The 11,288-nt window shown below is 41.6% G+C and carries 13 protein-coding genes; 11 read left to right on the forward strand and 2 right to left on the reverse strand.

Features of this window, described 5'->3' with window-relative positions; genetic code table 11:
* Positions 1–4 precede the first annotated feature (4 nt).
* The 11 genes from BM378_RS05530 (at position 5) to BM378_RS05580 (ending at position 8,785) form a co-directional block, all read left to right on the forward strand.
* Complete coding sequence (locus tag BM378_RS05530; RefSeq protein WP_036972023.1) at positions 5–958, forward strand: YbgA family protein; 954 nt, start codon at positions 5–7, stop codon at positions 956–958.
* On the forward strand, positions 958–2,349 hold the full coding sequence (gene phrB, locus BM378_RS05535) for a deoxyribodipyrimidine photo-lyase (RefSeq protein ID WP_036972022.1): 1,392 nt from the start codon (positions 958–960) through the stop codon (positions 2,347–2,349). The genes BM378_RS05530 and phrB overlap by 1 nt, the downstream gene beginning before the upstream one ends.
* A 1-nt stretch (position 2,350) precedes the next feature.
* A complete protein-coding gene (locus BM378_RS05540; protein ID WP_036972020.1) occupies positions 2,351–2,779 on the forward strand; it encodes a nuclear transport factor 2 family protein in 429 nt (142 codons plus the stop codon).
* A complete protein-coding gene (locus BM378_RS05545) occupies positions 2,779–3,489 on the forward strand; it encodes an SDR family NAD(P)-dependent oxidoreductase (protein ID WP_036972018.1) in 711 nt (236 codons plus the stop codon). Before BM378_RS05540 ends, BM378_RS05545 begins: the two co-directional genes overlap by 1 nt.
* Entirely contained in the window at positions 3,486–4,742 is a 1,257-nt protein-coding gene (locus BM378_RS05550; protein WP_036972017.1) for an NAD(P)/FAD-dependent oxidoreductase, read from the forward strand. The genes BM378_RS05545 and BM378_RS05550 overlap by 4 nt, the downstream gene beginning before the upstream one ends.
* A complete protein-coding gene (locus BM378_RS05555; RefSeq protein WP_036972014.1) occupies positions 4,735–5,475 on the forward strand; it encodes a DUF1365 domain-containing protein in 741 nt (246 codons plus the stop codon). The genes BM378_RS05550 and BM378_RS05555 overlap by 8 nt, the downstream gene beginning before the upstream one ends.
* 14 nt (positions 5,476–5,489) lie before the next feature.
* On the forward strand, positions 5,490–6,752 hold the full coding sequence (locus tag BM378_RS05560; RefSeq protein ID WP_036972012.1) for an SAM-dependent methyltransferase: 1,263 nt from the start codon (positions 5,490–5,492) through the stop codon (positions 6,750–6,752).
* Positions 6,730–7,224 carry a DUF2878 domain-containing protein gene (locus BM378_RS05565; protein ID WP_036972010.1) on the forward strand — a complete coding sequence of 165 codons (495 nt, stop codon included), beginning with the start codon at positions 6,730–6,732 and terminating at the stop codon, positions 7,222–7,224. Before BM378_RS05560 ends, BM378_RS05565 begins: the two co-directional genes overlap by 23 nt.
* A 56-nt stretch (positions 7,225–7,280) precedes the next feature.
* Positions 7,281–7,778, forward strand: coding sequence for a chalcone isomerase family protein (locus tag BM378_RS05570; protein WP_036972008.1), 498 nt, complete (start codon positions 7,281–7,283; stop codon positions 7,776–7,778).
* Complete coding sequence (locus BM378_RS05575) at positions 7,771–8,304, forward strand: DUF3833 domain-containing protein (RefSeq protein WP_036972006.1); 534 nt, start codon at positions 7,771–7,773, stop codon at positions 8,302–8,304. The genes BM378_RS05570 and BM378_RS05575 overlap by 8 nt, the downstream gene beginning before the upstream one ends.
* 205 nt (positions 8,305–8,509) lie before the next feature.
* Positions 8,510–8,785 carry an HU family DNA-binding protein gene (locus tag BM378_RS05580; RefSeq protein ID WP_036972004.1) on the forward strand — a complete coding sequence of 92 codons (276 nt, stop codon included), beginning with the start codon at positions 8,510–8,512 and terminating at the stop codon, positions 8,783–8,785.
* A gap of 74 nt (positions 8,786–8,859) precedes the next feature.
* Here BM378_RS05580 and ilvN read toward each other — a convergent pair whose 3' ends face one another.
* Together ilvN and BM378_RS05590 are read right to left on the reverse strand one after the other, a co-directional pair.
* Positions 8,860–9,357: an acetolactate synthase small subunit gene (gene ilvN, locus BM378_RS05585; RefSeq protein ID WP_036972002.1), complete on the reverse strand. Its 498-nt coding sequence runs from the start codon at positions 9,355–9,357 to the stop codon at positions 8,860–8,862.
* Positions 9,357–11,081, reverse strand: coding sequence for an acetolactate synthase 3 large subunit (locus BM378_RS05590; protein ID WP_036971999.1), 1,725 nt, complete (start codon positions 11,079–11,081; stop codon positions 9,357–9,359). Before BM378_RS05590 ends, ilvN begins: the two co-directional genes overlap by 1 nt.
* Positions 11,082–11,288: the final 207 nt, after the last annotated feature.

Below are 11,288 nucleotides of genomic sequence, written 5' to 3' on the forward strand. Positions count from 1 at the left end.
CTTTATGCTGCAATCGACAATAAAAATAGGTATTAGTGCTTGCTTAGCAGGCGATAAAGTGCGTTTTGATAGTGGTCACAAAAAATCAAACTTTTGCATGGATGAGTTAGCTAATCATGTCGAGTATAAAAAGTTTTGCCCTGAAGTCGCGGTTGGTTTGCCAATACCGCGACCGACCATTCGCCAAGTGCGTGTTGGTGACACGATAAAAGTATGTCGACCAGATGGCACGGGCGATGTTGGCCCTAAACTGACAGAGTATGGTAAGCGCGTGGCAACAGAACAAACTGCTGAGTTAAGCGGTTTTGTGTTTTGTGCTAAAAGCCCAAGCTGTGGCATGGAACGGATTAAAATTTACAATGAAGCGGGTACCGGAAATACTTCTGAGGGCGTTGGTTTTTTTGCTGAGCAAATTATGGCTCACAACCCGCTACTACCCTGTGAAGAAAACGGTCGCTTAAACGATATGCATCTGCGTGAAAACTTTGTCATGCGGGTCTACACCTACAAACATTGGCAAACGCTTAATGAGCAACCCATTACCGTGCACCGTTTAACGCAGTTTCATGCGCAATATAAATATTTGCTGATGGCTCATAATTACGAGGCGTATCGAAACTTGGGTAACTTACTGGGCACATTTGATGGCGAAGATATTAATGCGCTCGCGAATGAGTACATTTTGGGACTAATGACCGCATTAAAGAAACCTGCTTCGCGAAAAAATAATGCCAATACCTTAATGCACTTGCAGGGGTATTTTAAAAAGTCGCTCACTAAAATTGAAAAGCAAGAGCTTCGCGATGCGATTGATGAGTATCGAAAAGGACTTGTTCCTTTGTACGTACCGCTTACCTTAATTAAGCACCATCTAAAAATACATCCCAATGAATACCTTGCAAAGCAAGTCTATTTTGACCCTTACCCGAACGAACTGAAATTACGCTACGGAATTTAATGAAGACATTATTTTGGTTTAGGCGCGATTTGCGCCTTTTTAATAACGACGCTTTATATCGCGCTATCGACAATGGATGCCAAGATGCGGTGTTTTTTATAACCGAAAAACAATGGCAACAACATGATGTAGCACCTATTCAGATTGATTTATTAAAGCGCCGTTTAGCATTTTTAGGGCAACTTTTAGCTGATAAAGGCATTACATTACACCTTATTGATGCACACGATTATTCGGGGTGTGTTGATAAGCTCTCAGCGTTTTGCCAACAGCATTCTATTGAAAGTGTTTATGCAAATAATGAATACGAACTCAATGAAGTTGAACGAGATAATGCATTTTTAGCTAAAGCTGATTCGCTAGATGTACATTTTTACAGCTATGATGGTGATGTTATTGCCCCCCCAGGCAGTATTAAAAACCAAAGTGGCGAGATGTTTAAAGTGTTCACGCCTTTCAAAAATGCGTGGTTAAAGCAGTTTCAAGATACGCATTTTTATTTTGCCGAGCCTCCTAATATGCCACCTGCAGTTCAGTGGCAAGAAAATGAATTATTAACCTCTGACGGCAGCTCCGAAAAATGGCCGGTTGATGATGAAACGCTAAGCCATGTATGTGCACGCTTTATCGACGAAAAGCTTGGTACGTATCAGGAACAACGTGATATCCCAGGTATTAAAGGCACCTCAGGTTTAAGCCCTTATTTAGCGCTGGGCATTATTAGTGTTCATCAGTTGCTGGCGCTCATTCAGCAGCGTCATCCCGATGTATTGAAAAATGCTAAAAGTAGTCTGTTTTGCTGGGTAAACGAGTTGATTTGGCGCGAGTTCTATCGTCACCTGATTGCGATTTATCCAAATTTGAGTAAATACGCCAACTTTAACGATAAATACGATGCCCTAGCATGGCGCGACGACGAACATGACTTTAATGCGTGGTGTGAAGGTAAAACCGGCTATCCGCTTGTGGATGCAGCAATGCGACAATTATTGCAAACCGGCTGGATGCATAACCGGTTGCGAATGGTGGTTGCTAGTTTCTTAACTAAGCACCTCCTTATTGATTGGCGCAAAGGCGAGCGCTTTTTTATGAAACACTTGATTGATGGCGATCTGGCGTCAAACAATGGTGGATGGCAATGGGCTGCTAGCACAGGGTGTGATGCACAACCTTATTTTCGTATTTTTAATCCAATTACCCAAAGCGAGCGCTTTGATCCAGATGGTGAGTTTATCCGTAAATATCTACCAGAGTTGGAAAAAATACCTGCGAAACACATTCACTTCCCACATGACTACTTAGCTAAACAGGGAAGTAAAAGCAGTTATTGGTCTCCAATAGTTGATCATAAAGCGGCGCGAGAGCGTGCGTTGAACGCGTTTAAGGTGTGATATGGACAAGGCGACCCTTGACAGATTTATTAATGTTTATCAAACACTCAATAAAGACAATTTGCATCTGCTTGATGAAATCTACCATCAAGATATCCAGTTTTCAGACCCCCTTCATGCAGTGGATGGTTTAGCCGCTTTACACGGCTATTTTAAAAATTTGTACGCTAATGTTATTTCTTGTGAATTTAACATCACTGATGTCGAGCACACGACCAACAAAGCCTTTATTTATTGGACAATGTTTTACCGTCATCCAAAATTAAACAAAGGTAAAAAAATAGCGGTGGAAGGGCACAGTCGGCTCGTTTTTTCGAACGAAAAAATTATCCAACATCGCGATTATTTCGATGCGGGTGCCTTACTGTACAGACACATTCCGTTACTTGGTTCAGCAGTTCGTTTCATTGATAAAAGAGCGAGTGCATAATGACAACACTAATTACAGGCGCGACATCTGGCATAGGTGAAGCGCTTGCGTATAAATACGCAGATGCTGGCGAGCAGGTTATAGCATGTGGTCGTAACACCGACAAGCTTGCTAAATTAAGTGCCCACAGCAACATTGAACGTTGTGAGTTTGATGCCACAAATTTGCAAGACATCCGTTCAAGCACCGTGGCCTACACACAATTTGATCGCGTTATATTAAACGCAGGAAATTGTGAATATATTGATGATGCGCGTAATTTCGACAGTGCATTATTTACCCGCGTTGTAACAACAAACTTATTAAGCATGGGCTACTGCTTAGAGGCCTTGCTGCCAAAAATTAAGCCGGGTGGCCAGTTGGTCATTGTCAGTTCAAGCGTCACATATTTACCCTTGCCACGAAGCCAAGCCTATGGCGCCTCTAAGGCGGGAGTCAGTTATTTAGCAAACAGCCTTGCTGTTGATTTAAATGATGTAGACGTGACCTTGGTTCATCCCGGATTTGTGAAAACGCCTTTAACAGATAAAAACGACTTTCCTATGCCCATGGCGGTTAGCGCAGAAAAAGCAGCTAGTTACATATACAAAGGGGTTGAAAAACGACGTAAGGAAGTGCATTTCCCTTATCGATTTACCCTCATTTTAAAATTATTACGAATGCTTCCTACGCCATTATGGCTGAAGCTTGCAAAAGGATTATCACGTTGAAAAAAGTGGCCGTAATTGGGTCGGGTATAGCAGGTTTAAGCTGTGCGCACCTACTTCATAAACATTATGATGTAACAGTGTTTGAAAAAAATGACTATATAGGCGGTCACACTGCCACAATTGATGTCAACGTTGACGGTGTTGATTATGCCGTTGATACAGGCTTTATTGTGTTTAATGATAGAACCTATCCATACTTTGAAAAATTGCTCGACCGATTGGGTGTGCAACGACAAAAAACGCAAATGAGTTTTAGTGTGCATAACGAACAAACGGGCTTTGAATACAATGGCCACACTTTTTTTAGTTTATTTGCACAAAAGCGAAATATCTTTCGTCCTAAGTTTTGGAAACTACTCAAAGACATCGTGCGTTTTAATGATGTGTGTAAGGCGTTACATGCAGAGCAAAATTATCAACCTAACCAAACGCTAGGCGAGTTTTTAGATGAGCATGATTTTAACGAATTTTTTCGTTACCACTACATCCTGCCTATGGGAGCTGCAATTTGGTCGACCAGTATTAAAGAAATGACCAAAGTGGGAACAGAGTTCTTCGTTAAGTTCTTTTATAACCATGGCCTTTTAGATATTACCAACCGCCCTCAGTGGTATGTTATTCCGGGAGGGTCTCGTGAATACATCAAGCCAATGATTAAAGGTTTTGCAGACAAAATTCGTCTTAACAGTAATATTAGTTCTGTATCGCGTGGTGAAGAGTGTGCCCATGTTCATTTTGATGACGGTTACAGCGAAACGTTTGATAAAGTTGTTTTTGCGTGTCACTCAGACCAAGCTTTAAAGCTCTTGTTAGACCCAACTGAGGATGAAAAAGCGGTACTTTCTGCGATTCCATACACAGCGAATTCAGTGGTATTGCATACCGATACCTCTTTGCTTCCTAAACGTAAGGCTGCCTGGGCAAGTTGGAATTATTTGCTTAATAACAACACAGACAAAGCTGCTGTGGTTACTTACCAAATGAATATTTTGCAAGGAATTGAAAGTAAACCACAATTCTGTGTGACCTTGAACCACTTAGAGGGAATTAACAAAAACAAAATCTTACGCGAATTTATCTATCACCATCCTGTCTTTAACAAAGAATCTATTGCTGCCCAGCAGAAAAAAGCGCTGATAGATGGCCATAAAAACAGCTATTTCTGCGGTGCCTATTGGTACAATGGTTTTCATGAAGATGGTGTAAGAAGTGCCGTGAATGTTGCTAAACAACTCGGAGTTGAGTTTGAATAGTGCTATTTACATTGGTGATGTTCGACATCGGCGTTTTGCAGTAAAAGAGCATCACTTTAAATACCCGCTCTACATGATGTGGGTCGATTTAGCCAAGCCAGAGGAGCTGAATAATATTCATCCTTGGCTTGGTTGTAATGGCTTTAAACTATTAAAGTTTAAACAAAGCGATTATTTTAACTATCAAACCAACATGCAGTTATCATTGCAGCAACGCGCACTGGATAAGCTTGCGGAACTGGGGGTTAACACAACGTTTAGCCATGTTTATATGCTGGGGCAAATGCGCTGTTTTGGCATTTACTTCAGCCCCGTAAATTTTTTCTTTTATCAAACCTCCGATGGCAATTTCACACACATGCTTGCAGAAGTGAGTAACACGCCGTGGAATGAACGTCATTATTATGTCGTACCTTTAGAAAAAAAAGTGAACTTTAAAAAGGTTTTCTCCGTATCACCTTTCATGAACTTAGATATGAACTATCATTGGAATGTCAGACTTAATTCTGATAACGCTATGATTCATATTGAAAATAAAAAAGACGACACTCTTTTGTTTGATGCAACACTTCGTTTGCAAAGGCAAGCCCTGACTAAAGAGCAGGTTAGTGCCGTGCTGAAACAGTTTCCAGCGATGACGTTGAGTATTTTTAAAGGTATTTACATTCATGCGCTGAAACTATTTTGCAAACGTGTGCCCTTTATTGGTCACTCAGGCAAGCAAGAGAATTAAAATTAGGTGATGTGATGGAAAAAGTATCAAATTTAACGCAATCCTCTACAACAGGTTGGTTGTCAAAAATTTATAAGAAACTGGTGACAGGTGCGTTCAGCAGTATCGACATAGGCTGCATCACATTAATTGATGGCAACGAGCGCGAACAGTTTGGTAATCCACACAGTTCGCTCAGTGTTACGGTGACAGTAAATGACGCCGCAATGTACAAAATGTTTGCCATGTCGGGCAGTGTGGGGGCTGGTGAAGCGTATATTTTAGGGTATTGGGATTGTGATAACTTAACGCAACTCATCGAAATATTTGCCCTCAACCAAGACAAACTAGACGCTTTTGAAAAAAAATTCGCTTTTTTAAGTGGTATTGCTCACCGAGTCAACCACTTAAAAAATAAAAACTCTGCATCGGGTTCTAAAAAGAACATCGCAGCGCATTATGATTTAGGCAATGATTTATACAGCGCATTTTTAAGTGACGAAATGCTTTATTCATGCGCTGTGTATCCATCGAAAGCAGCGACGCTAGAACAAGCACAAACACACAAACTCGCTCTTATATGTGAGCAAGTCGACTTGCAACCTGGCGATAAGGTCATTGAGATTGGAACCGGGTGGGGGGCATTTGCTATCTATGCTGCAACGTATTTTGATTGCCATGTCACAACCACCACTATTTCTGATGAGCAGCATGATTATGTTGCAGAAAAAATAAAAGAATTAAATTTAGAGCACAAAATAACGTTGCTTAAACACGATTATCGACTCCTTGAGGGCCGCTACGATAAGCTTGTCTCTATTGAGATGATTGAAGCTGTGGGTCACGAGTATTTGCCTGGCTTTTTTGCTAAGTGTCAGTCACTGTTAAAAGCTAATGGGGCAATGCTTATACAAGCGATCACAATTGCGGATCAACGCTATAGCCATTACTTAAAGAACTCAGATTTTATACAGCAGTATATTTTCCCCGGCGGTTGTTTGCCATGCTTAGATGAAATGAACAAGCAAATTAAACAGCAAACTGACATGGTTGTTCACAGTGTTAAAGACATTGGGGTGCATTACGCCAGAACGTTGGCTGACTGGCGTGAACGCTTTGTGGCAAGCTGGCCTGAAATCGATAAAGTAAAATTCGATCAACGCTTCTATCGCTTGTGGCTATTTTATTTGGCTTATTGCGAAGGCGCGTTCAGAACGCGTTCGATTAGCACAGTTCATTTGGTTGCTCGTCGACCTCGTTTTGTTCACTCAGGCGATGACATTGCGCTCAATTATTAATTTCGTGTTGTTTCAGGGAGTGTGGTTTATGGCCTTACTCCTTGAGCAACAAGCCGTTATTCCAGCTTTAGGCGTTGTTGGATTGATGATCTATCTTTCCGAGCAACGCAAGCAAGACCTTTTGCTTCTAGTGTGTGGCCTGCCCCTTGCGTTAGGCTTTGAATGGCTTGCGACATCCTTAAATTTACTGAGTTTTAAAGTCTACCCCTTTCCATTTTGGCTGGTACTCCTTTGGGGAGCATTGCTTTTAACCATCAATACTTCAATGCAGTTTCTGCAAAAGCTTCCATGGTATTTAGGGTGGCTTGTATGCGCTCTTTTTGCACCGGGTAGCTATTATGCAGGGGCGCGTTTTGGTGTTTTAAACATCGATATATCGCTTTGGATGTTCTGGTTGTGTTATGGCATTAGTTGGGCCTCGATGTTCATGGCAATTATTGTCATAAACAAACGCTATTTAACCTCAAAATGATCACTTAGCCCCTGTGATGCGTAGTGTCTAAAAGATATGTTTTAAGGTATAGAACAATGAAATACAGACTCGCATTACTCCTATTTTCCTCACTGGTATTAATGACAAACGCTAACGCTACGGGTTTTAAAACCGTAGGCCAAGCAAAAATGGAATACTTGTTTTGGGATGTGTATGACGCAAAACTAGAAACGCCCACAGGACACTATGTTTTTGGCCAGCACCCAACCAAACTCACCTTAACGTATCTGCGCGATTTTTCGGCAAAAGATATTGTTAAAGCCACTAATGAGCAATGGCAGCATTTGGGCTTTGATGAAATGGTTGGTGCCTTTGATACTCAATTACTTGATTTATGGCCAGATATAAAAGAAAACGATTCCTTGTCATTTGAAACAAACCAACAGGGAATTGGAACTTTTTACTTCAACAACGAAAAACTTGGTGCTATTGAAGATGAAAGGTTTGCCGATAATTTTTTAGCAATTTGGCTTAGTGCCGACACAACAGAGCCTTCACTTAGAAAACAGCTTATAGGAGGGAAACATGATTAAGCTCAAAGCAATGTTCATTTCAGCTATGGTATTTTTAGTCGCGAGTTGTTCAGCCCCTGATGTTGATTATTATAAAGGGACAGAGCCAGAATTTAACTTTAAACGTTTCTTCAGTGGTGAACTTAAAGCGTACGGCGTTGTTCAAGACCACAAGGGCGAGTTAACGCGTAAGTTAGTTGTTGATATGCAAGCAAGCTGGCAAGGCAACCAAGGGGTGATTGATGAGCAGTTTGTTTATGACGATGGGGAAACGCAAACTCGCACTTGGTATATCACTCTAAATGATGACGGGAGTATTTCAGGTACCGCTTCAGATGTAGTGGGTGAAGCGAAAGGGGATAGTAACGGCAGTGTGTTTCATTGGACTTACTCGGTAGAACTTCCTTATAACGATAGTACTTTAGTTGTAAACTTCGATGATTGGATGTACTTGGTAACACAATCGCGCTTGATTAACCGTACCGCTATTGATAAGTTTGGTGTCGAGGTTGGGGAAGTAACCTTGGTTATCGAGAAAATCGAATGATCGTTTAGCTGTCATAAAACCTTTTGGAAGATGGTTAAATTCAGTCTTTATTAATCCTGATGTCACTAAGTTAGTGATAGACAGTTAAAATGTAGCCATTTTTGAATAATTTACGTAAAAATAGCAATTTGCTGTTGCTAACTTTTCAAAAATGCATAAAGATAGGTTTTGCGAAGGCAAAATAATAACGAATAGGAATCTAACAATGAATAAAGCTCAATTAGTTGAAAAAATCGCTACTGATGCAGAAATCTCAAAAGCGGCAGCAACGCGTGCACTAGATGCATTCACTGGCGCAGTTACTAACTCTCTTAAAGAAGGTAACTCAGTAGCATTAGTTGGTTTCGGCACATTCTCGGTAAAAGAGCGTGCAGCGCGTACTGGCCGTAACCCACAAACTGGTGCAGAAATCCAAATCGCAGCAGCAACTATCCCAAGCTTTAAAGCGGGTAAAGGTCTTAAAGACCAAGTTAATCCTTAATAAGAATAAGTACTTATTAATTAAAAAAAGGGCTAATAGCCCTTTTTTTGTGTCTGTAATAAAGCTGTAAAGGCTTATGCCTTTAACGCCTTATCACCTCGACCAATGCCGACCGCACCCGAACGCACGACTTCAATTAAGTCTGTTTCATGGCGAAGCGTGTCCAAGAACGATTCTATTTTCTCGGTACTTGCGACAAGCTGTAATGTATAGCTGTGGCGGCCCATATCGAGTATGGCACCTTGAAATACATCGACAACGCGCGTGACTGCGGCACGGGTGTTTTCATCTTGAGCAAAGACTTTAACTAACAATAACTCACGCTCGATGTGTGCCATTTCTGTTAAATCAATGATTTTAAGTACATCCACAAGTTTATTTACTTGCTTTGTGATTTGCTCAACAATGCGGTCATCACCCATTGTGGTGATAGTGATACGTGAAAGTGAGTGGTCATCAGTGGTGCCCACTGTCAGGCTATCAATGTTGTAAGCGCGCTGTGAAAATAAGCCAACAATGCGAGACAGTGAACCCGGTTCGTTTTCTAATAAAATCGATAAAATACGGCGCATTATGCTTTTACTCCTTTACGTAACCACATGTCATCCACAGCCCCTAGCTTTATTTGCATTGGGTAAACATGCTCTTTTTCATCAACACAAATATCTAAGAATACTAATCGGTCGTTAATCGACATCGCTTTGTCAATGGCTGGTTGTAGTTCATCAATATGATCTACGCGAATACCGACATGGCCATAGCTTTCAACCAGTTTTACAAAATCAGGTAATGATTCCATGTACGATGATGAGTGACGCCCTGAATACATCATGTCTTGCCATTGGCGAACCATGCCTAGTGAACGGTTATTAAGTGACACGACTTTCACAGCAAGGTTATATTGCAAGCAAGTCGAAAGCTCTTGAATATTCATTTGAATCGAGCCATCACCGGTAACACAAATTGATTCTTTGTCTGGGAAAGCCAGTTTTACACCCATAGCCGCAGGCAAGCCAAAGCCCATCGTGCCAAGGCCTCCAGAGTTAATCCATTGGCGCGGGTGTTTAAACGGGTAGTACTGAGCTGCAAACATTTGATGTTGGCCTACGTCAGAGCTGACATACGCATCGCCATTGGTTGCTTTGTAAATTGCTTCTATAACCGCTTGCGGTTTAATTTTATCGCCATCGGTGCTGTAGCTCAGACACTTTTGCTCTCGCCAGCTAATAATTTGTCGCCACCAATCTTCTTGTGCAGAACGGTCAATTGCAATGGAGCTTTTATCAATTGCGCTTTGTAATTGTTCAAGTACCGTTTGTAAGCAACCAACGACAGGAATATGTGCTTTTATGGTTTTTGAAATCGATGTAGGGTCAACATCAACATGAACAATAGTGGCGTTCGGGCAGAATTTTTTTACATTATTGGTTACCCGATCATCAAATCGTGCCCCTAACGCTAAAATAACGTCGGCATGGGCCATCGCTTTATTTGCCTCTAGACTGCCGTGCATACCCAACATACCGATAAAGTTAGGGTGTGTGCCGCTAATACCACCTAGTCCCATTAATGTATTTGTAATGGGGGCATTAAGTGACTCTACAAGATGGGTTAATTGCTCTGATGTATTGGAGAGAATAATGCCGCCACCAGAATAAATAACAAGCTTTTTCGCTTCTAGAATGGCAGTGACAGCTTTACGAATTTGCTTTGAATGACCCTTGGTATTTGGGTTGTATGTGCGAAGCTCTGTTGTTTTTGGAAAATCAAATGGAAATTTAATGGCTGGGTTTAGCATGTCTTTTGGCAATTCAACCACAACAGGACCAGGACGCCCTGTGCTGGCTATGTAGAATGCTTTGGCAAGAATGGCCGGGATTTCCTGTGCGCTTCGACAGTTAAAGCTATGCTTTACAATCGGACGAGAGCAGCCAACGATATCGGTCTCTTGAAAGGCGTCATCGCCAATCAGTCCTGTGGGTACTTGACCAGACAACACAACCATAGGAATGGAGTCCATATAAGCGGTAGCAATACCGGTAATGCAGTTTGTTGCTCCAGGACCCGAAGTTGCAAGCACCACACCGACATCGCCCGTTGCTCGGGCATAACCATCGGCCATATGCGTGGCTGCTTGTTCATGACGTACTAAGATATGTTCGATATCATCTTGTTGAAAAAGTGCGTCGTATAAATCCAGCACTGACCCGCCTGGGTAGCCAAAGATATATTTAACCTTTAATTCTTTAAGTGCCCGAACAACAAGTTCGGATCCATTATATTCTGCTGTACTCATCCTCATTCCTCTGTGTGCTAGCTACAAGAGCATAAAAAAACCCCCGCAAATGGCGGGGGTTTTTAAAAGCGTGCTTTCATCTTTTAATACGTCCCCGCTGGGCTTTTTACTAAGACCAGTACGAGTACATTGACGACTAAAAGATGGCTGCGAAAATTCATTGTTTTTTTCTTTATAAAAATAACAGCCGACTAGACGGCTACTGTT

Source organism: Pseudoalteromonas lipolytica, assembly GCF_900116435.1.
Lineage (GTDB): Bacteria > Pseudomonadota > Gammaproteobacteria > Enterobacterales > Alteromonadaceae > Pseudoalteromonas > Pseudoalteromonas lipolytica.